Source organism: Fundidesulfovibrio agrisoli, from assembly GCF_022808715.1.
Taxonomy (GTDB): Bacteria; Desulfobacterota; Desulfovibrionia; order Desulfovibrionales; family Desulfovibrionaceae; genus Fundidesulfovibrio; species Fundidesulfovibrio agrisoli.
This window is the reverse complement of record NZ_JAKZKX010000014.1, coordinates 1-21,447: the sequence shown is the minus strand read 5'-3', so window position 1 is coordinate 21,447 and position 21,447 is coordinate 1. Positions and strand designations below refer to the sequence as shown.

23 protein-coding genes are annotated in these 21,447 nt (G+C 67.9%); 12 read left to right on the top strand and 11 right to left on the bottom strand.

What is annotated here, in order from left to right:
- Window positions 1-6: 6 nt before the first annotated feature.
- From MLE27_RS11310 to MLE27_RS11285, 6 genes are all read left to right on the top strand, one after another.
- Window positions 7-636, top strand: coding sequence for a DUF47 domain-containing protein (locus tag MLE27_RS11310; protein WP_243312184.1), 630 nt, complete (start codon window positions 7-9; stop codon window positions 634-636).
- Window positions 629-1,636: an inorganic phosphate transporter gene (locus MLE27_RS11305; protein ID WP_243312183.1), complete on the top strand. Its 1,008-nt coding sequence runs from the start codon at window positions 629-631 to the stop codon at window positions 1,634-1,636. The genes MLE27_RS11310 and MLE27_RS11305 overlap by 8 nt, the downstream gene beginning before the upstream one ends.
- 154 nt (window positions 1,637-1,790) lie before the next feature.
- Entirely contained in the window at window positions 1,791-2,876 is a 1,086-nt protein-coding gene (locus MLE27_RS11300) for an ADP-ribosylglycohydrolase family protein (RefSeq protein WP_243312182.1), read from the top strand.
- 78 nt (window positions 2,877-2,954) lie between these two features.
- Window positions 2,955-3,464, top strand: coding sequence for a hypothetical protein (locus tag MLE27_RS11295; protein ID WP_243312181.1), 510 nt, complete (start codon window positions 2,955-2,957; stop codon window positions 3,462-3,464).
- Window positions 3,465-3,513: 49 nt separating this feature from the next.
- Window positions 3,514-4,074 (top strand): hypothetical protein, encoded by a 561-nt coding sequence (locus tag MLE27_RS11290; RefSeq protein ID WP_243312180.1) that lies wholly within the window; start codon window positions 3,514-3,516, stop codon window positions 4,072-4,074.
- Window positions 4,075-4,178: 104 nt separating this feature from the next.
- Window positions 4,179-5,009, top strand: a complete 831-nt coding sequence (locus MLE27_RS11285; RefSeq protein ID WP_243312179.1) for an alpha/beta fold hydrolase — start codon at window positions 4,179-4,181, stop codon at window positions 5,007-5,009.
- Window positions 5,010-5,089: 80 nt separating this feature from the next.
- Here MLE27_RS11285 and MLE27_RS11280 read toward each other — a convergent pair whose 3' ends face one another.
- The 8 genes from MLE27_RS11280 to MLE27_RS11245 all read right to left on the bottom strand — a co-directional run bounded on the left by MLE27_RS11280 (window position 5,090) and on the right by MLE27_RS11245 (window position 12,399).
- Window positions 5,090-5,611: a single-stranded DNA-binding protein gene (locus MLE27_RS11280; protein WP_243312178.1), complete on the bottom strand. Its 522-nt coding sequence runs from the start codon at window positions 5,609-5,611 to the stop codon at window positions 5,090-5,092.
- Between the two features lie 77 nt (window positions 5,612-5,688).
- A complete protein-coding gene (locus MLE27_RS11275) occupies window positions 5,689-6,036 on the bottom strand; it encodes a hypothetical protein (protein ID WP_243312177.1) in 348 nt (115 codons plus the stop codon).
- A gap of 150 nt (window positions 6,037-6,186) precedes the next feature.
- Entirely contained in the window at window positions 6,187-6,837 is a 651-nt protein-coding gene (locus MLE27_RS11270; RefSeq protein ID WP_243312176.1) for a biotin attachment protein, read from the bottom strand.
- Between the two features lie 10 nt (window positions 6,838-6,847).
- On the bottom strand, window positions 6,848-9,097 hold the full coding sequence (locus MLE27_RS11265) for a carboxyl transferase domain-containing protein (protein WP_243312175.1): 2,250 nt from the start codon (window positions 9,095-9,097) through the stop codon (window positions 6,848-6,850).
- Window positions 9,098-9,128: 31 nt separating this feature from the next.
- The gene (locus MLE27_RS11260; protein ID WP_243312174.1) at window positions 9,129-10,487 is read right to left on the bottom strand and encodes an acetyl-CoA carboxylase biotin carboxylase subunit family protein; all 1,359 of its coding nucleotides are present in this window, start codon (window positions 10,485-10,487) and stop codon (window positions 9,129-9,131) included.
- Window positions 10,488-10,518: 31 nt separating this feature from the next.
- Window positions 10,519-10,917 (bottom strand): PilZ domain-containing protein, encoded by a 399-nt coding sequence (locus MLE27_RS11255; RefSeq protein WP_243312173.1) that lies wholly within the window; start codon window positions 10,915-10,917, stop codon window positions 10,519-10,521.
- On the bottom strand, window positions 10,914-11,654 hold the full coding sequence (locus tag MLE27_RS11250) for an OmpA/MotB family protein (protein WP_243312172.1): 741 nt from the start codon (window positions 11,652-11,654) through the stop codon (window positions 10,914-10,916). Before MLE27_RS11250 ends, MLE27_RS11255 begins: the two co-directional genes overlap by 4 nt.
- Window positions 11,644-12,399: a motility protein A gene (locus tag MLE27_RS11245; protein WP_243312171.1), complete on the bottom strand. Its 756-nt coding sequence runs from the start codon at window positions 12,397-12,399 to the stop codon at window positions 11,644-11,646. The genes MLE27_RS11250 and MLE27_RS11245 overlap by 11 nt, the downstream gene beginning before the upstream one ends.
- Window positions 12,400-12,443: 44 nt before the next feature.
- Here MLE27_RS11245 and MLE27_RS11240 point away from each other — a divergent pair, with 44 nt between their 5' ends.
- Together MLE27_RS11240 and MLE27_RS11235 are read left to right on the top strand one after the other, a co-directional pair.
- Complete coding sequence (locus tag MLE27_RS11240; RefSeq protein WP_243312170.1) at window positions 12,444-13,274, top strand: purine-nucleoside phosphorylase; 831 nt, start codon at window positions 12,444-12,446, stop codon at window positions 13,272-13,274.
- The gene (locus MLE27_RS11235; protein WP_243312169.1) at window positions 13,267-15,051 is read left to right on the top strand and encodes a serine hydrolase domain-containing protein; all 1,785 of its coding nucleotides are present in this window, start codon (window positions 13,267-13,269) and stop codon (window positions 15,049-15,051) included. Before MLE27_RS11240 ends, MLE27_RS11235 begins: the two co-directional genes overlap by 8 nt.
- A gap of 164 nt (window positions 15,052-15,215) precedes the next feature.
- Here MLE27_RS11235 and MLE27_RS11230 read toward each other — a convergent pair whose 3' ends face one another.
- Genes MLE27_RS11230 through MLE27_RS11220 form a run of 3 tightly spaced genes read right to left on the bottom strand, consistent with a single transcriptional unit; the run spans window position 15,216 to window position 17,675 of the window.
- Window positions 15,216-15,632: a PqqD family protein gene (locus tag MLE27_RS11230; protein ID WP_243312168.1), complete on the bottom strand. Its 417-nt coding sequence runs from the start codon at window positions 15,630-15,632 to the stop codon at window positions 15,216-15,218.
- Window positions 15,598-16,527: a hypothetical protein gene (locus tag MLE27_RS11225; protein ID WP_243312167.1), complete on the bottom strand. Its 930-nt coding sequence runs from the start codon at window positions 16,525-16,527 to the stop codon at window positions 15,598-15,600. Before MLE27_RS11225 ends, MLE27_RS11230 begins: the two co-directional genes overlap by 35 nt.
- The gene (locus MLE27_RS11220; RefSeq protein WP_243312166.1) at window positions 16,524-17,675 is read right to left on the bottom strand and encodes a metallophosphoesterase; all 1,152 of its coding nucleotides are present in this window, start codon (window positions 17,673-17,675) and stop codon (window positions 16,524-16,526) included. The genes MLE27_RS11225 and MLE27_RS11220 overlap by 4 nt, the downstream gene beginning before the upstream one ends.
- 107 nt (window positions 17,676-17,782) lie before the next feature.
- Here MLE27_RS11220 and MLE27_RS11215 point away from each other — a divergent pair, with 107 nt between their 5' ends.
- The 4 genes from MLE27_RS11215 to MLE27_RS11200 all read left to right on the top strand — a co-directional run bounded on the left by MLE27_RS11215 (window position 17,783) and on the right by MLE27_RS11200 (window position 21,324).
- Complete coding sequence (locus tag MLE27_RS11215; protein WP_243312165.1) at window positions 17,783-19,438, top strand: ATP-binding protein; 1,656 nt, start codon at window positions 17,783-17,785, stop codon at window positions 19,436-19,438.
- A 12-nt stretch (window positions 19,439-19,450) separates the two neighbouring features.
- On the top strand, window positions 19,451-19,840 hold the full coding sequence (locus tag MLE27_RS11210; RefSeq protein WP_243312164.1) for a response regulator: 390 nt from the start codon (window positions 19,451-19,453) through the stop codon (window positions 19,838-19,840).
- Between the two features lie 184 nt (window positions 19,841-20,024).
- Window positions 20,025-20,969: a sensor histidine kinase gene (locus tag MLE27_RS11205; protein WP_243312163.1), complete on the top strand. Its 945-nt coding sequence runs from the start codon at window positions 20,025-20,027 to the stop codon at window positions 20,967-20,969.
- Window positions 20,938-21,324: a response regulator gene (locus MLE27_RS11200; RefSeq protein WP_243312162.1), complete on the top strand. Its 387-nt coding sequence runs from the start codon at window positions 20,938-20,940 to the stop codon at window positions 21,322-21,324. The genes MLE27_RS11205 and MLE27_RS11200 overlap by 32 nt, the downstream gene beginning before the upstream one ends.
- Window positions 21,325-21,447 lie beyond the last annotated feature (123 nt).

The following is a 21,447-nucleotide window of genomic DNA, read 5'->3' as shown; positions in this document are numbered from 1 at the left end:
GCCCGCATGGGATTCAGCCTATTCCCGAAGGAGGTCAAATTCTTCGACCTCTTCAAAGAACAGAACCGCAAGGTGAAAAAAGCGGTCGTCATCCTCGACGAGCTCTTCAACACCTTTGAAGACGTCGAGGACCGCTGCACCCTCATCAACATCATCGAGGCGGAAGCCAACACCATCTCGCGCAACATCGCCGCCGAGCTCTCCTCCACGTTCATCACCCCCCTGGACCGCGAGGACATACACCAGATCAACATCACCCAGGAGGCCCTGATAAACCACATCAAGGCCACCGCCACCCGCATCGGGCTCTTCGACTGCGGCGAGATACTCTACCCCTCGCGCCGCCTGGTGCGCTCGCTGCGCGTGATGATCGAGGAGGCCGGGGAGGTGCTGGACAAGCTCTCCAAGAACAAACAGGCCAAGGAGAACATCGAGAAGATCAAGGCCCACAAGTACGAGTGCGAGATGCTCCTGCTCGTCGGCCTGGGCGAACTCTTCGACCAGAAGAAGGACGAGCCGCACAACATGCTGCACGTCATCAAGTGGAACCACGTCTACGGCCGCATCGAGCAGGCCGTGGAACGGGCCGAGCGTTTAAGCGACGTGCTCGAAGGGGTGCTGCTCAAAAATGCTTGAGGTCCCCCTGCTGCTCGTGGCCATCGTGCTCATCGCCCTGGTCTTCGACTTCACCAACGGCGCGCACGACTCGGCCAACGCCATCGCCACCATCGTCTCCACCAAGGTGCTCTCCCCGAGGACCGCGGTGCTGATGGCCGCATCCCTCAACCTCTTCGGCGCGTTCCTGGGCACCGAGGTGGCCCACACCGTGGGCAGCGGCATCGTCGGGCCGGACATGGTCTCGGGCTGCCGCATCCTGGTGCTGGCCGCCCTGCTGGGGGCCATCTTCTGGAACGTGCTCACCTGGTACTATGGCCTGCCGTCGTCCTCCTCCCACGCGCTCATCGGGGGGCTCATCGGCGCGGCCATCGCCTACAAGGGCTGGGCCGCCCCAAGCTACGCCTCCATCGCCAAGAAGGTGCTGCTGCCGCTGTTCCTCTCGCCGCTGGCGGGCTTCCTGGGCGGCTACCTGCTCATGGTGCTCATCACCTGGATGTTCGTGAAGGCGCACCCGCACACCATCAACACGGCCTTCAAGAAGCTGCAGATACTCTCCTCGGCCTTCATGGCCACCAGCCACGGCCTCAACGACGCCCAGAAGACCATGGGCATCATCACCCTGGCCCTGGTGATTTTCGGCCAGCTGCCCGAGGTGACCATCCCCTTCTGGGTCAAGGTGGTCTGCTCCGTGGCCATGGGCCTGGGCACGGCCATGGGCGGCTGGAAGATCGTGAAGACCATGGGCCACAAGATCTTCAAGCTGGAGCCCGTGCACGGCTTCGCCGCCGAGACCGCCGCCTCGCTGGTCATCATGGGAGCCTCCGGCTTCGGCGCGCCCATCAGCACCACGCACACAATCTCCACCACGGTCATCGGGGTGGGGGCCTCCAAGCGCTTCTCCGCCGTGCGCTGGGGCGTGGCGGGCAACCTGGTGGTGGCCTGGGTGCTGACCATCCCCGCCGCCGCCTCCGTGGCCGCGCTCTGCTTCTGGGCCCTGGAGGCCCTGGGCATCAGCTGAGCCGCCTTTGCGCCCGGACGCTCGAAGGGTCGCTCCCCAGCCGGGGAGCGGCCCTTTGTTTTTCCATGATTTCGCCCCCAGGCGGCACATTCGTCTGGCGTTCGGAGGCGATGCGGGGATATTACGGGTGCATCCCCTCAAAAGGAGCGAAGTCATGCCGAACACCCCCGACATCCGCGAGCGGGCCGTGGGCGCCATCATGGGCGCCTTCGTGGGCGACGCCCTGGGCCTCGGCCCCCACTGGTACTATGACCTGGGCCAACTGCGCCGCGACTACGGCGACTGGATCGACGGCTATACCGACCCCAGGCCCGGGCGCTACCACGAGGGCCTCAAGGCGGGCCAGAGCTCGCAGGCGGGTTTCATCCTGGCGCTGACGCTGCGCTCCCTGGCCGAGCGCGGCGGCTACGACCAGGAGGACTTCTGCCGCCGCCTGGACCAGGAACTTTTCCCCCATTTGGACGGCACCCCGGCCAGCGGACCCGGCGGCTACACCAGCCAGTCCATCCGCGAGGCCTGGAGGAGGCGCGTGCTCCAGGGCGGAGCCTGGGGCGAGCCCGGCGGCCCGGCCGACACAACCGAGGCCATCGAGCGCTGCCTGGCAATCGCCGTGCGCTACGCCCTGCATCCTGGGCAATTGGCCACGGCCGTGGCCCGCAACGCCGCCCTGACCCAGGGCGACGACCTGGTGCTCTCCCTGACCGTGGCCTTCTGCTCGGTGCTGGGGCAGCTGGTGCAGGGGCACCCCCTGGACGCGCACATCTCCGGCAGGCTCATGGAGCTGGTGCACCGGGGCGAGCTGCCCTTCCACGCGGTCACCCGCGACGACCTCCAGCCGCCGCGGCCCGGCGACCCGGACCCGCCGCGCGCCGGGCGCTTCGCATCCCCGGACGCGCTGCTCTCGCCCGCCTACATGGCCGCCGCAGCCGTGGACCCCGGCATCAGCATCGAACCGGCCTGGAAGGTCTCCCTGGTCTACGGCATGCCCTGCGCCATCTACCACCAGCTTCCGGCGGCGTACTACCTGGCGGCCCGCTTCAAGGGCGACTTCGAATCCGCCGTGCTCCACGCGGTCAACGGCGGAGGGCAGAACCAGGCCCGGGCCATCCTCACCGGCGCCCTCGCCGGGGCGCAGACGGGTCTGCGGGGCATTCCGAGGCGTTTCCTGGACGGCCTGGAGAATGCCGCCGAGCTCCTGGGGCTGGCGGAACGACTCGCGGACGCGGTGGAGGCCACGTGAGTCCGCGTCATCCGGTTGTTGACGTCCCGGAGTGAAAAGGTGCAAGGATAGGGCAATTCTCCAACCTGAGGAGGCCCCATGAGACGTATGTGCCGGATGATGTTGTTGATGGCCCTGCTTGCGCCCTGCGCCTTCCTGACTGCTCCGCGCCCGGCCGGCGCCCAGGGCCAGGACACCGGCGGGCGCGTCGTGCGCACGGAAAGCGGCGAGCGCTATTACCTGGACGACAAGGGCGTCCTGCACCGCATCGTGCGCGAGGCCCGCGACCCCGGCGGCGTGGAGGGCATCTTCTACTACCTCGAGGACGACGACCGCCCCGTGGTGGAACGCGGTCCCGCCGGACTGTACTACCTTGATGCTTCCGGGCGGCTTCACCCCGTGGAGAGCATGCCCCCTCCCCCGCCCAGGCCCGAACCCTACACCGTGATCCCCGGCAGCGCGGCCAAGGCCCCGCCCGCGCAGCCCTGCTCCGCGCAGGTGGAGAGCTGCCTGGCCGGATGCCGGGGAATATCCCCCAGGCAGGCGGCTGACAGGCCCAACTGCCTGGCCGCCTGCGAAGAGATCCGCCGCAACTGCAAGGACCGCTGAGTACGGCCCGCCGCAGCACCGCATCAACCCGAAACACATGGAGAAGTGTATGTTCCCTACGCCGCGCGCCTCCCTGCGCCCGACTTTCATGGCCTTGATCCTGCTTGCGGCCTGCCTGGCCCTGTGGTGCGCCGACGCCACGGCCTACAAGCCCGCCCCGGCCCCCGGGTCCGACGGGACGCAGCAGCGGCCCACCCGCGTCTACAAGGACGACAACGGCCAGCTCTACTACGTGGACGACCAGGGCGCGCTGCACACCATTCAGCGGCGCGGCGTCGTCACCGAGCAGAACGGCGAGAGCAGCGTGTTCTACCTCAAGGGCGACGAGCGGCCCTACTCGCTGGATAACGCGGGCAGGCTCTTCTACCGCGACAAGGACGGCGCCATGCACTTCATCGACGAGTCCGGCCCGGGCACGCCCATCGACCCGCTGCCCCTGTTGAAGGACTCCAAGGTCTACCCGGCGCTGCAAAGCGGCAAGAGCCCCTCCTACTGCGCCAGCGAGCTGAGGAAGTGCAAGGAGCGCTGCGCAAGCCTCCCCTCCGGCCAGCGCAAGGCCTGCCAGGAGGACTGCGCGGCGGAAAAGGAACAATGTTTGAAGATGTACTAGCGTGATCCGGCGCGGACCCGCCGCCTCGAAGGCGGGCCGCGAAATTGACCCCATACGCGAACGGGGGGGCGGACGCATCGGGTCGCCCCCCAAGGAGACGGGATATGCCCACTTTCAAGACCAAGGACGGCACGAAAATATACTACAACGACTGGGGCGCCGGGCAGCCCGTGGTGTTCAGCCACGGCTGGCCGCTCTCCTCCGAGGCCTTCGAGGACCAGATGTTCTTCCTGGCCTCCAGGGGCTTTCGCGCCGTCGCCCACGACCGCAGGGGCCACGGCCGCTCCGACCAGCCCTGGCAGGGCAACGACCTGGACACCTACGCCGACGACCTGCACCGCCTGGTCAAGGAGCTGGACCTCAAGGACGCCATCCATGTGGGCCACTCCACCGGAGGCGGCGAGGTGGTGCGCTACATCGGCAGGCACGGCTCCAAGCGGGTGGCCAAGATCGTGCTCATCGGGGCCATCCCGCCGCTGATGCTCAAGACCGACGCCAACCCCGGGGGCCTGCCCATGGAGGTCTTCGACGGCATCAGGGCCGGCGTGCAGGCCGATCGCTCCGAGTTCTTCAAGGATCTGCCCACGGCCTTCTACGGCTACAACCGTCCCGGGGCCAAAGCCTCCGACGGCGTGCGCTACGCCTTCTGGCGCCAGGGCATGGCGGCCGGGTTCCCGGCCAGCTACTTCTGCATCAAGGCCTTCTCCGAGACGGACCTCACCGAGGACCTCAAGAAGGTGGACGTGCCCACCCTGTTCCTGCACGGCGACGACGACCAGATCGTGCCCATCGGGGCCTCCGCCATGATGGCCCACAAACTCGTGCCCGGCTCCATCCTCAAGGTTTACCCCGGCGCGCCGCACGGCATGTGCACCACCCACAAGGACCAGGTCAACGCGGACCTGCTCTGGTTCATCCAGGAGGGGCAGGTGTAGCCCCTCCCCGCCCCGGACAAAAAAAGAGAGCCCGCCAAGTGCGGGCTCTCTCGTTTGCAACGATGCTCGAGGGCGAGGGTCTAGAAGGGCACGTCGTCCATGCCCGAGGCCTCCGAGGGGAAGGCGGGGCCCAGGTCGTCCTCGCGGTTCTGCTGCTGGGGGCGTCCGCCGCCCTGCTGCTGCCTGGGGGGCTGGCCGCCGCCCCTGCGCTCGCCCCAGCCGCCTTCGCCGCCGGGAGCCGCTTCCACGCCGCCGCCCTTGGAGTCCATGAACTGCACGGTGTGCCCCGGGCCGGAGACCACGATCTCCGTCATGTAGCGCTTCTGGCCCTGCTGGTCGTCCCAGCTGCGGGTGCGCAGGCTGCCCTCGATGAACACCAGGCGGCCCTTGCTCAGGTAGTTGGCGCAGGTCTCGGCGACCTTGCCGTACACTTTGACGCGGTGCCACTCGGTGCGCTCTTCCTTCTGGCCCTCGCGGTTCTTGAAGGATTCGTCCGTGGCCAGGGAGAACTCCGCCGCGGGCTGGCCCGAGGGCAGATAGGTGAGCTTCGGGTCCTGCCCGAGCCTGCCGATAAGAATGACCTTGTTGACGCTGCCGGCCATGCGGCACCTCCAGGTGATTGCGTGTGTGTCGTGCCGCCGTCGCCTAGGGCGGCGTTGCGGTCCGTATGATTATGGGCCTACAGCGTTCCCGCCCTGTCTTCCAGGGCGTCCAGCGCATCTTCGATCTTCTGGGTGAGGGCCTGCGCCTCGTGAACGTTCCAGGTGCCCAGGGCGTCCTGCAGGCTGCGCACCAGGCCGCTCACGGCCTCCAGCCCGGGGGCGAGGCCCTTGCGGATCGCCGGGGAGAGCTCCCCGGCGGCCATGCGCGCGTGCAGGGTGTCCACCAGTTCGAGCACCCCCTGCTTGGCCGGGGCGTAGTCGTTGCCGGGGGGATAGGCCATGTCCCACAGGGTGGGCCAGGCCCGCTCCACCGCGGCGACGTCCAGGGTCGAGACGCTCACGCGCACTTGCAGCAGCTTGCTCATACCGTCGCCTCCTGGAAGAGGTGTCGCGGCGCTCACCGCGCCGCATGCAACGCCTGCCGCCGGGACGAGGAAGCCTCCGGCGGCCAAAAGGCCTTCGGCCCTCTGGACTCCCATCCGGCTTCGCGCCCTGGCTGGGCACTCTCCGTAGCGCTACTCGCGCTCCTCCCAGTCCGACTGCACCCGGTTCACCACGTCGCGGATCATGTCCATCTGGTTTTCCGGGCAGACGCTGACCAGGGGCTGGCCCGCGTCCACGTTCTGATCGTAGGAGAAGTACACGGCGTAGAGTATGCCATCGGGCCCGTTGTAGGCCAGCGGCTTTTCGCGCTTCATGCGCGAGACGATGAAGAGGTCCATGCCGTCCTTCACCTTGATGGACTGGCAGCCCGAGACCTTGACCTTCTTGTCCACCTCGGGGGCGAAGAGGTACTTGGCCCTCTCCGGCGCGGGGAACAGGAAGAGCACCTTTTTCAGGATGGCCTGGGTGACTTCCTCCTTGGTGAAGAAGTGGCGCAGCACCATGAGCGGGGTTCCGGCTTCGACGAAGGTGCCGTCGAGCTGGGTGTTCACGCTCTGCACCTCGCCCTTGCGGGTGCAGGTGATGGGCCGGGGGTTGCGCTCGCGCTCCAGGGAGGCCAGCAGGGTGCCGGGCTTCTCCCTCCAGGTGCCGGAGGGAGCGTAGACCTTGGTGCCCTCGCCCGCCACCTTGAACTGCACCTTGCCCGCGTGGGGGGCCAGGATGGCGACTTCCTCGTACGGCGAGGCCTTGATTTCCTCGAGGATGGCTTTCACGTCCTGCACGGATGACCCCCTAGCGGTAGTACAGGTTGCGGCCGCCGATGGTCTGGAAGGCCTGCACCAGGTTGTTTCTGATCTCGCGGCGGTCCCAGATGCCCTGGATGTGGCCGCGCGCCAAGGCGTTGTAGGCCTTGTGGTAGTCGGGCGCGATGTCGATGCCGGTGGTTTCCTTGATGACGCCGGGGCCGGCGAAACCGATGTTGGCCGAGCGCACCGAGAACTGGTAGGGCGAGCAGCCCAGGAAGCTGGCCACCGGGCCCGCGTAGGAGTTGGTGTCGTAGAGCACGGTGTAGAGCCCGCCCGCCTCGATGTAGCGGCGCACGGCCATGGTGGCCCTGGGCATCTGGATGACGCCGTTGGTGCCCTCCTGGATGCGGATGCCCGCCGTGCCGTGCACGTAGGCCAGGAAGGGGTAGTGCTTCTTGCGGGCGCGCGACAGGGCCCGGATGAACTTCTCGCCTTCGGCCGCGCCCACGGTGCCGCCCCGGAAGGGGGCCACCAGCACGCCGATGACGATCTTCACCCCGTCGATGGAGGCCTCGTAGGTCAGGCAGGAGCTCTTGATCTTGTTCTTGCGCTTGGCTTCCTCGATCTTCTGGTCGAAGCCGGGGTAGTCCAGCGGGTTGCCCGCCTCCACGTCCTGGCCGAACTCGATGGCGGAGTCCTTGTCCAGAACGTTGTGGATGAACCACTGGTACTCCATGGGGAAGTGGTGCCCGCAGTACTGGCACACGCCCGCGAAGTCGCCGAAGAGGTCCGGGGCCCAGAGGTCCAGGCAGCCGTGGGTGGAGGCGTTGGGGCAGGTGACGGCCTTGTCCTCGCGGGCCTTGGGGCTCACATAGCCGCCGTCCCAGTCGCCGGTGAGGCAGATGCCCTCCTCGGCGCAGGAGAGCTCAGTGAGCTTCTGGATGGTCTGGGTGTCCACCTTGCGCGCGCCGCCGCTCTTGAAGGGCCTGAGCACCTTCTCCAGCACCACGCCCGCCTCGGCCCTGGTCTCTTCGGCCAGGGTCATGAGCTTCTTGCCGTAGGTGCGCAGGAACTCGTAGCGCAGGTAGGAATAGGTCGACCAGGAGACCTGCTGCAGGCTGTCGGTCAGCCTGCGCGAGGCCGGGGTCTTGTCGCGCATGGCGCCCTTGGCCATGTTGCGGAACTTGCTGTAGCGCTTCCAGACCAGGCGGTCGGCCGCGCCCTCGTCCAGCACCCAGCGCACGAACATGGACTCGGGGTCGGCCACGGCGTCCTTCTTGCGGCGCTTGAGGGCCATGCCGCGGATCAGGCCCAGGCCCTTCACGCCCAGGAAGGCCTCGTCCGTGGCCATGATCATCTCCTGGCGCAGGCGCTTGAAGAAGTCGTAGTGGTGGGGGCGCGCGCCCAGGGGCGGCTCGTGCACCACGCGGTCGATGTAGCCCATGCGCAGGTTGTCGGCCGCAGTGATCTTCAGGCGCTCGGCGCACTCCTCGATCATGCTCACCGGGGCGCGCTGGCCCTGGCGGATGCCGGACTCGATGGCCGCCGCGCCCTCGGGCGAAATGACGGAGTAGTAGCCGTGGGAGAGCATCAGCCTGGTGTCGGCCAGGGCGATGGCCTCGGCGCCGCCGGAGCCGCCCTCGGAGAAGCAGGCGACCACGGGCACGCGCAGGGCCGCCATCTCATAGAGGTTGCGGGCGATCTGCTGGGCCGCGCCGGGGTAGTCCTCCACGGGGAAGGCGCCGGGGGTGAACACGTAGGTGTGGATGGGGATGTTCTCCGTCTCCGCGACCTTCATGTACTGCAGGGCCTTGGCGTTGCCCCAGGGCTTCACGGAGCCGCCGTTGCGGAACTCCTGCCCGTGGCCCTTCTCCTGCCCGATGACCATCACGGGCTGGTTGTGCACCTTGTCGCCGATGCGGCGGGTGATGTAGGCCCTGGCGATGACCATGGAGGGGTCGATGGAGTATTCGTCCTGCCCGCCGATTTCGGTGTAGTTGTCGTAGACGAACTCGAGGATGTCCTTGAGGGTGATGCGCTGCGGATGCCGCACGATGCGCACCTTGTCCATGGGGACCAGCTCGGCGTCGAGCTTCTTCTCCACGAAGTCGAAGAGGTCCTGGATCTGGGCGAGCAGCTTGACCTTCTGGGGCATGCCCTCGGCCTGCTCCCTGGCGCGGAACTCGGCCAGCTTCTCGGCCAGCAGGGCCACGTCCCCGGGCTGGCGGGAGCCGAAGATGTCCTGGATGTACTGGAGCCTGTCGGCCAGCTCCTGGGTGCTTTTTTCGATATCCATAGGGTTGGTTGGCTTCGTGTGTTGGCGTTGTTTAGAACACCAGGATGTCCGACGTCTTTTCCCGCAGGAAGGCGATGTTGGACTTCATGGGGTTGCCTTCCTGGTCCTGGCCTTGGAGCACCAGCCGGTCCAGGAACTCGACTCCGCGGGACTTGGCCTCGGCCAGGTCCTTGCCCCAGATGATGGCCAGGGCCAGGTTGGGGTCGAACTCGGTGGGGATCACGTAGGGCTTGTCCTGCGGGATCTGGGAATGCATGGACAGCCAGGGGGCCTGGGGCGGGTTGAAGCGGTCGATGCGGCCGACCCAGGGGGTGAAGCGGTTGGCGGGGTCCTCGGCGATGATGCGGTATTCGATGCCGATGCCCTCGAAGGTGATGTCCTGCTGGGTGAAGCCCATGGGGTCGCCCAGGCCCATGCGGATCTGCTCCTTGATGATGTCCACCCCGGGCTGGCCCTTGAGGCGCGAGATGGCGGCTGAAACGCCGTTCTCCACCTGGATGCGGGTGTTGACCTCCATCAGGAAGGGCTGGCCCGCCGGGGTGACGATCCACTCCCAGGTGCCCACGTTGTCGTAGCCGACCTCCTTGGCGATGGCCAGGGAGTGGTTGGTGATGTCGTCGAGCACCTTGGCGGCGTCGAAGCTGTACTTGATCTGGTCCGGCGCGAAGCCCGGGGCGATCTCCACGCGCTTCTGGCGGCCGGTGGACTGGATGGTGCAGTTGCGGGTGCCGAAGTGGGCGATGGAGCCGTGGCGGTCCGCCGCGATCTGCACTTCGAGGTGGTTGAAGTCCAGGATGCGCTGCTCGATGAGCACGCCCTCGTCGTGGAACTGGCGCTTGGAGTAGTTGCGGATGCGCCGGTACACCGTTTTGAAGTGGTCCAGGTTGTGGACCTCCTCGATGCCCATGCCGCCGCCGCCCGCCGAAGCCTTGACCAGCACGCGGGCCAGGTCGATGCCCTGCTCGGCCTGGAAGCGGAACAGGGAGTCCGCGATCTCCTCGGCCTCGAGCTCGTCGTAGACGGGCCTGTCGGACCCGGGCACCGTGGGCACGCCCAGGGAGCGCGCCAGGCGCTTGGTGTTGATCTTGTCGCCCAGGGTGCGGATCACGCGCCAGCTGGGTCCGATCCAGATCATGGGGCGGGTGCGCTCGCACACGCGGCGGGCGAAGCGGTAGTCCTCCGCGAAGTAGCCGTAGCCCGGATGCACGGCTGTGGCCCCGGCATGGTCGGCCACGGCCATGATCTCGTTGGCGTCGTGGTAGGAGCTGATGCGGAAGGCCTGCCCGCCGAGCTCCCTGGCCAGGGAGAGGTGGCCCGAGGCTTCGTCCTCGGCAGTGTAGACGCAAACAAAATCCAGGCCCAGCTTGCAGCAGGCCTGGATGATGCGCATGGCGATCTCGCCCCGGTTCGCAACCAGTACTTTATGTCGCGTGCTCGTCGTCAATGTGGCACCCACGGTTTTTGCTTTGAGTGATTTGATACTTCTGGACCTCCAGCACCAGCTTGTCGAGCTTTTGCTCCTGGAGCTGGTCGAGGCCCATGAATGTGAGCCCGGCCAGGTCGCCGTTGCGCCTGGCCACCCGGGCCGCAAGGCCGGAAATCAGTTTGCGCCCCTTGCACACCAGGTCGAACGTGTGTTCGCCGCCGGGCTGGAGCAAGCCTTGCGGGTCCGCCAGGGAGAGGCCGCCCACGCTGACATCCCCCACGTGGTAGGGTTCGGGCGCGCCGGCCGCCAGCGCGGCCAGCCCGGGCAAGCTGGCCCTGAAGGCCTTGCGATGCTCGTTGGCGTCGCCTTCGTAGCTGAATTCCAGTTCGTTCATCCCTCAACCTGCACTTCCAGGACGAAATCCAGGCGTCTGTTGCGAGCCCGGTTCGCGTCGCTCGTGTTGGGGAAAAGAGGTTCTAAATCAGCTAACCCGGTGGATGTCAACCGTGTCGGGGGCACCCCCTGGGAGAGCAGGAAGCGCAAGGCGGTCACCGCTTCGAGGGAGGAAATCTCCCAGTTGTTGCGGAACCTGGATTGGGGGGGCGGCGGCGTGTCGTCCGTGAAGCCCTTGATGTGCACGCGCTGGTCCGGGTGGCGGGCCAGGAAATCCTTAACGGCCATCACGCGCTGGCGGCCCAAATCTGTGAGCTGGCCGGGGTCGCCGGGCGCGAACATGCCGTCCGTGGGCACCGAGATGGTGGCCCTCGCGCCGTCCAGGCTGGTGCGCATGGAGGTTTCGCCGCGCCCCCTGAAGAAGGCGGTGAGGTCCTCGTAGACTTGGCGCTCCCGCCTGATGAGCTGCTCGCGCAGGTTCACCTGCTCCAGGGCCTTCTCCTTGGCCGCGTCGTCGGGCTTGCCCAGTGGCTTCATGCGGGCGGGGTCGCCCTTGAGCTGCTTGCGCACGCTCTCCAGGGTCTCGTTCACGCCTTCGGGCTTGAGCGAGGCCAGGGAGAACAGAAAGATGAAGAAGGCCATGAGCAGCATGGAGAGGTCGGCCAGGGTGATGACCCAGACCTGGGGCAGCGAGGTGTCCCCATGCTCCTCTCCGAAGAGGCCGTTGTCATCCGCCATAGGTCCTCTCCTTGGGAGGCACGAAGGAGGAGAGTTTGTCCCGCACGAGCACGGGGTTGTTGTTCTGTAGGATGCAGCGCGCGCCCTCGAAGATGATCTCCAGGTTGAGCAGCTCCTGCTGGGTGCGGGCCCTGAGCTTTCCGGCCACGGGCAGGAAAACGAGGTTGGCCAGCAGCGCGCCGTAGAAGGTGGTGAGCAGGGCCACGGCCATGGCCGGGCCGAGGGTCTTGGGGTTCTCCAGCCTGGCCAGCATCTGCACCAGGCCGATGAGCGTGCCGATGAGCCCGAAGGCGGGCGAGAAGGTGCCCAGCGACTTGAAGACCGTCTCGCCGATCTGGTGGCGGCGCCTGAGGGAGTGGATCTCGATGCGCAGCGTGTCCTGGATGAGCTGCGGCCCGGCGTTGTCCGCGATGAGCTTGCAGGCCTTCTTGAGCACCATGTTGTCCGTGCGGATCTTCTCCAGGGCCAGCAGTCCCTCGCGGCGGGAGATGTCCGCGATGCGCACCATGACGTTGACCACTTCTTGCGCGGTGACCTTGCGCGAGGCGAAAATCTTGAAGCCCGCCTTGAAGGCCTGTACAACTTCCTCAAGAGGATGGCTGACGCAGATGGCGGCCAGCGTGCCCCCCACCACGATCATCACGGCCGGTGGGTCCATGAACTGGAGCAGGGAGCCGCCCATGAAGATGGCGCCGAGCACCAGCCCGACGCCGGTGGTCAACCCGAGCAGGGTCGCTATGTCCATCGCTACAACTCTCCTCGTCAAACTACCCGGAGAAGGCACGCCCAATGCAGGACAGAATATCTGTGGAGAAAGCCGCGAAGCACCTTGCCGGAGCGCTGCCCCCCGGCTTCAGGCCCGAGGCCGCCGTCATCCTCGGCACGGGCCTGGGCGACGTGGCCGACGGCCTGGCCCCTGTGCTCTCGGCGGACTACCGGGACATACCCGGCTTTCCCGAATCGACGGTGCCGGGCCACGCCGGGCGCCTGCTGGCCGGAGTGCTCCGGGGCAGGCCCGTGCTGGTGTGGCAGGGGCGCTTCCATTTGTATGAGGGGTACACACCGGGCCAGGTCTGCATGGGGGTGCGCGTCTCCGCCCTGCTGGGCGCACGCACGCTGATCGTCACCAACGTGGCCGGGGCGCTCGACCCAAAGTACAACGCGGGAGGATTACTGGCCATTGTGGACCATGTCAATCTGACCGGCCAGAGCCCCCTCACCGGCCCCAACGAGGACTCCTGGGGCCCCCGTTTCCCCGATATGAGCCGGGTTTACAGCCCCCGCCTGCTTCGTATCGCCCAGGAATGCGCCATGAAGCTCGGGCAGCGCCTGGAGCTGGGGGTCTACGCCGGGGTGGCCGGGCCGCAGTTGGAGACCCCGGCCGAGACGCGCTTCCTGCGGGCCATCGGCGCGGACGCCGTGGGCATGTCCACGGTGATGGAGGCCATCGCGGCGAAGCACATGGGGCTGGAGGTGCTTGGCCTCTCCTGCCTGGTGAACAAGAACCTGCCCGACTGCATGGCCGAGGTGAGCATCGAGGAGGTGCTGTCCGTGGCCCGGAGTTCCGGAGGGAACCTGAGCCGCCTGCTGTTCGAAATCCTGGAGAAGCTCGATGCGTAGGATTGTCTTCACCGCCGCATTGCTGGCGTTCGCGGCCTCGTTGACGCTGTGCCCCGCCGCCCGGGCCGCCAGGGGGACGTTCACGGGAGTCAAGGAACTGGAAGCCGAGATCCGCAAGAACATGTCCCGCTACGACATCAAGGGGCTCTCCATCGCCGTGGTGGACGACCAGCACGTGCTCTGGGCCCAGGCCTACGGCTGGGCCGACGAGGCCAAGGGCGTCCCGGCGGAGCTGGACACCATCTTCCGGATGGGCTCCATCTCCAAGGTGGTCAGCTCCGCGCACGTGATGCAACTGGCCGAGGCAGGGCTGGTGGACCTCGACGCCGACATCCGGGCTTACGTCCCGGAATTCTCCATCCGCAGCCGCTTCGGGCCGGACCCGCACATCACGCCGCGCATGCTCATGTCGCACCACTCGGGCCTGCCCACGGACGTGGTGGCCGGGATGTGGTCGGAACACCCGCAGGCCCTGGCGGCGTACATCCCCTCCCTCGCGCAGGAGAGCATGGCCGCCCCCCCGGCCAAGCTCTGGCGCTACTCCAACGTGGGCTTCAGCCTGCTGGGGCGCATGGTGGAGAAGGTGGAAGGGATGGGCTTCGACCAGGCCATGCGCTGGAGCCTGCTGGAGCCCCTGGGCATGGCCAGCTCCAGCTACGTGATGACCCCCGAGCTGTCCCCGCGCTACTCGCAGGGCTACTCCGGCGGCAAGGAGGCTCCCCGCCCCGCCCTGCGCGACATGCCCGCGGGCTCGCTCTACTCCACCGCGCCGGACATGGCCGCCTTCATCCAGGCCATGCTGGCCGGAGGCGGGGACGTGCTCTCCCACCGGTTCTTCCGCCAGATGGTCACACCGCAGTTCCCCGGCCTGCCTCTGGATTTCGAGTTCCAGATGGGTCTGGGGTTCATGCTCTCCGGCCTGAACCTCTCCGACGGCAGCCGACTGATCTGGCACGCGGGCACCGCCCTGCCCTTCCAGGCCTTCATGGCCATGGAGCCCAACCGCAAGCTCGGGGTGGTGGTGATGGCCAACACCCAGGAGGCAGCGCATTTCATCTCCGACCTGGCGGTAAAGGCCCTGGAGCTGGCCGCGGCCTCGCGCCCCGGCGCGGGGGCCCGTCCTGTGCCCGGCAGCCGCGTCTTCAGGCCGGAGGCTTTCCGGCCGGAGAAGCTCACCCCCGAGGAGCTGGCCACCTATGCGGGCGACTATGCGGGGGAAGGCGGCCTGCTCAGCACCATCCGGCTGGTGGACGGCGTGCTCAAGGCCAGCGTGGAAGGGAGGGACGTGGAGCTCACCCCGGCCAGGGGCGGCCTGCTGCGGCTGCAGGCGGAGAAGAGCCTGCTGCCCCTGCTGCCCAAGGCCGGGCAGGAGGAATACCTGGAGCACATGCACCCCGACGGGCTGGACGTGCTGGTGCTCAGGGGCCGGGCCAGGCCCGTGCCCCTGGTGAAGCTGCAGAACAAGACCATCCCAGCGGCCTGGATGGCCCGGCAGGGCGTGTACGCCGCCTCGGGCGAATGCGCCGGGCTGTGCTACAAGGCCCTGGCCCTGACCGTGCGCGACGGGCAGCTCATGGCCGTGCTCGGCGTGTCGCTCCCCGGAGGCGACGCCCCGGCGATTCCGGCCGTGACCCCGCTCGTCCCCCTGGGGGACGACCAGGCCGTGGTGGCGGGCCTGGGCATCGGCTCGGGCGCGACGCTCCGGGCCGAAGAGGACGGGCTGTACTACTCGGGCTACCACTTCAAGCGCATGCCCGAAGCGGAGGCGAAGCCCTAATCACGCAGAGCCCGTCAGGCCGTCGCGAAAGCCGATCGCCGCAGCCCGTTCAAAAAACCTGCCGGCAAGGCGCGAGAAAAAGCCAAGCCCGATGCGTAGTTGGCCTACGTGAGGGTTTGGCTTTTTTGAAGCGACGCCGCCAGCGGGAATTTTTCAACAGGCTGCTAATCGCGCAGGCCGACGATCCCCCGCCTGCCCAGCTCGCGCAGGAACCCCGCCACGGCCAGTTCGGCCTCGCGCCCGGGCAGGCCGTAGTGCCCGGCCAGGCGCGCGGCCACGTCCCGCACGGAGTTGCGCCCGTCGATCAGCTCCCAGCAGAAGGTGCCCAGCTCGTCCAGCTCCAGTTTGCGCTCCAGGGGCTTGCCGTCCCACATGCCGAGGCGCCGGGCCACGCCTGCGAACCACGGCTTGTAGGCGCTCAAATAGATCAGCCGCGCGAAGCCCTGCTCCGTGCGCTCCTCGCGCACCAGGCGGTTGCGCGCGGGGCGCATGTCCAGGTTGCGCCGCCTCTCCTCCACGTTCTCCGGGGGGTCGGCGTGGGCGGGCTCAACCGGCTTGGCTGGGCGGCGTTTGAACCACATGGCGCGCGCAGACCTCCTTGAAGAATTGCGGGGAAAGCTCCCCCGTGTGCACGGCCAGCACGGCCAGAATCCTGGATTCGTCCCCGAGCCAGACCGCAGCCCGCAACAGGCGCAGGGCGGGCAGCCACCGCGCGGCCAGACGCCGGGCCGGACTGGCCTGGACCTCCACCGGCGGATGGAGCGCCGCCGCGAAGCCCTCCCCCGCGCCCCCCCTCGCCCCGGGGAGCCGCCCCGGAACGAAGACCCGCGCCCTGCCGCGCCTGTCCGGGAAGACCTTCCCGGCCCAGGCCTCCAGGCTGGTGCCCCGCAGGATGGCCTGCGCCGGGGCGAAGCGGTGGTACTCCAGGCTGGAGCTCCCGGCCCGGTAGAGGAATCTGAAGTGCCCCAACTGGACGCTGCACTCCGCCAGGGCGAAGCCCGGCGGGGCCTGTGCCGCCACGTCGTAGAGGCGCAGCAGGCCCTGGTCCGCGCCGCGCAGACTGCGGGCGCAGTCCAGCCAGGGCTGGGCGCTCTCGCCAGGGCGAACATGAGGCGCGGCCAGAACGGCCAGCCCCGCACCCTCGGTTGCCGGGGGGCCGGGGAGCACAAACAGCACGGCCTCGCGCCCGTCCGGCCCGAGGCAGGCCAACGACGCGCCGACCGGGGCCAGGGCCTCGCCCAACTGTTTCGCCATCCGCCCGGGGGCCTCGTCCTGCTTGAAGCGGTATTTACGCTTGAGCCTGCCCAGCACCCCCGCAGGGGCCAGCCCAGGCTTCACGCGCTGCCAGCGCAGGGTCAGGCGCGGCCCGTCCGCGTCGTCCAGGCGCAGGTAGCCCTTGCCCAGGGCGGCTGGCTCCCAGCCGGGAGGGGCATCCAGCCCCAGCCCGTCCCAGAGGACCGGTTCCGGCGCGCTCACAGCACGACCATGTTGGTCACGTCCGGGGGGCAATCCAGGCGGATGGGGAGCCCGGCGAAGCCCAGACCGGCGGAGAGCACGATCCTGCGGCCGTCCAACTCGTTGAGACCCGGGCCGAGGCGGCGGTCGGCCTGGTTGACCAGGGGCCCCAGAAGCGGCAGCCGTATCTGGCCCCCGTGGGTGTGCCCCACCAGGCTCAGCCAGGGCAGCCTGGATGCGGGCAGCCCCAGGACTTTCTGCGGGTTGTGGGCCAGCAGCAGGGTGGAGTCCAGGTCCGCCCCGTCCAGGCAGGTCATGCGCCTGTCGGGCTCCCAGAAGTCGCGCGAGCCGCAGAGCTGGAAGCGGCCCCAAGGCCCGGCCAGGTCCACGCGCCGGTCGCGCAGGGGGATGACCCCGTTGCCCTGGTGGAAGGCGGTGACGACGCCGGGGTCGATGTAGCAGTCGTGGTTGCCGAGCACCGCGTACACCGGGGCCACGCTGGCCAGGGCCTTGAAGAAGGGCGCTGTCTGGGCGGCCGCCTCCAGGTGGTATTCCACCAGGTCGCCCCCGAACACGATCACGTCAGGCCCAAAGCCGCGCACCAGGGCCAGAGCCTGCTCCAGGTTGGCGTCCGGCAGGAAGAACCCCGCGTGCAGGTCGGTGATGAGGCTCAGGCGCAGCGGCCTGCCCGGCGCGGCCTTGGGGCTGCGCGGCAGCTCGATGCGCCGTTCGATCACCTGGGTTGCGGCCTCGCCCTCCCCTCCGCGCAGCACGGGGACCACGGCCAGCGACCCCGCCGCGGCCATGGTGCCCAGGGCCAGGAAACGCCGCCTGGAGCCGTCGTGCCCAGGCGTGATCGCCGACGCGCCTGATGCGCGCGCCGGGCGCAGCACGGCCAGGGCCAGCAGCACGTCCAGCGTGGTCAGGGTAGCCAGCAGGCTGAGGTAGAAGAAAAGGCGGCTGATCCAGTCATGAGCGCCCAGGGCGAACGCGACGAGGGCCGCCACGGGCACGGCGCAGTACAGCCGGATGAACAGGCGATGCCTGTCGCGCCCCAGCCTAGCCCGGCAGCGCCACAGCAGCACAGGGCCGGCCAGGACGATCGCCAGAATGAGGGGGAAGGCCAGCAGCAGCACCGGATGTGCGCCGTGGAAGCCGAGAATGTTCATGGTGTCCTCAAAAATGGTCACCCGCTGCATAGACGGACTTGCCCCTGCCTGTCCATCACGTTACCATGCGCTCAAAGTAACAAGCGACCGTCCTCTTTGGCGGGGAGATGAAAACACTCGACTTCAAACGCCTGCGCCTCTCCATCATCGTCTTCACGGTGGGCTTCTCCCTGTTGCCCCTGCTGGTGCTCGGCATCGGCGTCAAGCAGCGCTTCTCCAGCGCCTACCAGGACGCCCTCCGTGGCAACCTGCGCACTCTGGTGGAGAGCAAGCGCAACGCCATAGACCTCTTCCTCAACGAGCGTTTGAGCCAGGTGACCACCCTGGCAAGCGCCCTCAGCTACGAGGAATCCTCCGATCAGGCCACATTGGAGCGCATCTTCGCGCTCATGCAGAGCTCCACCCGCTACTATATCGACATCGGCGTCATCGGCATGGACGGCTACCACATGGCCTACGCCGGCCCCTACAACCTGGAGGGCCTGAACTACAAAAACGAGGAGTGGTTCTCCAAGGTCACGTCCAAGGGCGTCTACATCTCGGACGTGTTTCTGGGCTTCCGCAAGGTTCCGCACATCATCATCGCGGTGCTGCGGCGCGAGGGGAACCGCTCCTGGATCGTGCGGGCCACCATCGATTCCGACATCTTCGAATCCTTCGTGAAGCGCGTGCAGATGGGCCGCAAGGGCGACGCCTTCCTGCTCAACGACAAGCTGGTGCTCCAGACCAACCCCCGCTTCGGCGGCCACGCCATGGAGGACATGGAGCTGCCCTTCCGCGTGGAGGGCCGCTTCCAGGGCGTGCGCGTGCAGGAGCTCACGGTGAGCCACCGCTCCTACCTGTACGGCTGGACCTGGCTCGAAAACAAGGATTGGATGCTGGTCATCCGCGAAGACCCCGAGGACGAGCTGCGCCCCCTGTTCGAGGCCGAATACCTCGTCTGGCTGCTGCTGGCCGGGGGTGTGGCCGTTATCATCGCCGGGACCGTCATCGTCACCAACACCATGGTGCGCAGGCTGGAGAAGGCCGAACGCGAGAAGGCCGAACTGGACGCCAACCTCACCCAGTCCGGCAAGATGGCCGCTTTGGGCAAGATGGCTGCGGGCGTGGCCCACGAGATCAACAACCCCCTGGCCATCATCCGCGAGCAGGCCGGCTGGATCAAGGACCTGCTCGAAGAGGACGAGGTCAAGGCCGTGCCCCAATACAAGGAGATCTACGACTCCGTGCACCGCATCGAGCACCACGTGGAGCGCGCCAAGACCGTGACCCACCGCATGCTCGGCTTCGCGCGCAGGATGGAGCCCTCCCTGCACGAGGTGGACTTCAACAAGCTCCTGGGCGAGACCGTGCAGTTCCTCAAGACCGAGGCCCTGCTGCGCAACATCGAGGTGCGCCTGAACCTCGGGGAGAACCTGCCCCCCACCAAGTCGGACCCGACCCAGTTGCAGCAGGTGTTCCTGAACCTCATCGACAACGCCATCGACGCCATCGGCAAAAACGGGCAGATCACCCTGACCACCCGCTTCGACGCCGACAAGAACGAGCTGGCGGCCGTATTCGTGGATACGGGATGCGGCATCCCACCGGAAACGCTGGACAAGATATTCGACCCCTTCTTCACGACCAAGAAGCCCGGCGAAGGCACCGGGCTCGGGCTGGCCATCGCCTTCGGCATCATCGAGAAGCTGGGCGGGCGCATCACCGTGACGAGCGCCGTGGGCAAGGGGACCACCTTCACCGTCTACGTCCCGGCGGTCTGACAAGGAGGCGGCATGGAACAGGCGCGGATTCTGGTGGTGGACGACGAGCGGGACTACAACGAAACCATCGTCAAGCGGCTGCGGCGCAGGGGCTTCGAGGCCGAAACGGCCCTCTCCGGCCCGGAAGCCCTGGAGCTGCTCGGCCGCAAGAGCTTCGACGTGGCCCTGCTGGACATCATGATGCCCGGCATGGACGGCATCGAGGTGCTGCGCGAACTCAAGAAGCGCACCCCCGAGGTGGAGGTCATCCTCCTCACGGGGCACGCCTCCGTGGAGTCGGGCGTGCTGGGCATGTCCATCGGGGCCAACTCGTATCTGCTCAAGCCTGTGGATTTCGACGAACTGCTGGCCGCCATCGGCCAGGCCTACGAGCGCAAGCGCCTGAGCGGCGGCGGGGCCTAACCTTCAGCCCGGCGGACGCCTCCCTCGGCCCCTGCGCAAGCGGAGAACGCATGACAGGCATGGGATTCCAAAAGGCGCAGCCCTTTGCCCGCCGGAGGGCCTCCCCTGCGCGCAGGTGCCGTGCCGCCGCGTGCGCCCGTTCCCGCCTTTCTTCATCCTGTTTCCAGCCCATCCCGGCCCACCCATGACCCCGTCGCCACGGTTCGCCACCAGCCAATTCGCGCAGGGCGCGGCTGCCGCCGCGCTCATCCTGCTGACGGCGGTCGCGCCGCCGCCGTGGTCCCTGCTGCCGGCCGCGGGGGCCTGCCTGCTGGCCTGGCGGCTGCTCAGACGTTCGCAGGAGTGCGTGCTGCGCCTCGAATCGCAGAAGTGCGCCCTGGACGAGCAGCTCCTGCAATCCCAGAAGCTGGCCGCCATCGGCGAGATCGCCTCGGGCATCGCCCACGAGATCAACAACCCCCTGGCCGTCATCACCCAGGAGGCCGAGTGGATGGGGCATCTGCTCGCCCAGCCGCAGCCCGACGCGGCCGAGCTGCGCCAGAGCCTGGCCGGGGTGCAGGCCCAGGTGCGCCGCTGCGCGGACATCACCCACAACCTGCTGGGCCTTGCCCGCACCTGGAAGCCCGTGCGCCAGCCCTCGGACTTGAGCCGCCTCGTGGAGGACATGCTGCGCTTGGTGGAGCGCGAGGCCTCGCCGCGCAACATCACCCTGCGCCGCGAATACGAGCCGGGCCTGCCCCCCGTCCCGGTGGACCCGCCCCTGCTGCGCCAAGCCGTGCTCAACCTGCTGGTCAACGCCATGCAGGCCGTGGGCCCCGGCGGCAGCGTGACCGCCTCCACGGGCCTGCACCCCGACGGACGGCCCTACATCCGCGTGGCCGACACGGGCCCCGGCATCCCGGCCGAGCACCTCTCCCGCGTGTTCGACCCCTTCTTCACCACCAAGGCCCCCGGCAAGGGCACCGGCCTTGGCCTGGCCATCACCCAGCGGATCGTGGACCGGCTCGGCGGCTTGATAACCGTGGCCAACCGGCCCGGGTCCGGCGCTGTCTTCACCATAACACTGCCCGCCGGAGCGCCCGGCACGGAGCCAAGCAATGCAAAGCCCCATCCGCCTGCTCATAGTTGACGACGAGGAGCGCTTCGTCTCCACCCTGGCCCGGCTGCTCTCCATGCGCCAGATGGAGGTGACCACGGCCTTCAGCGGCGAGCAGGCCCTGGAGGCCTTCGCGCCGGGAGCCTTCGACGTGGCCCTGGTGGACGTGAAGATGCCGGGCATGTCCGGCGTGGAGCTGCTGGCCGAGCTCAAGAAGCTCGACCCCAACCTGGAGGTCATCGTGCTCACCGGGCACGCCTCCGTGGACATCGCGGCGGAGATCATGGGCAAGGGCGGGTCTGATTATCTGCTCAAGCCCTGCCCCACGGAGGACGTGGCGGCAAAGATTCTCTCCGCCGTGGAGCGGAGGGCCGCCAAGGGGCTGTAGTTTCGCTCCCGGTTGCGAAGCGGAAAGGGTGTCCAGAGGGACGAAGTCCCTCTGGCGGGAGAGTCCAGAGAGGGCAGCGCCCTCTCTGGCCCCGGAGGCCCAAGAAGAAAACGCCTCCGGCGG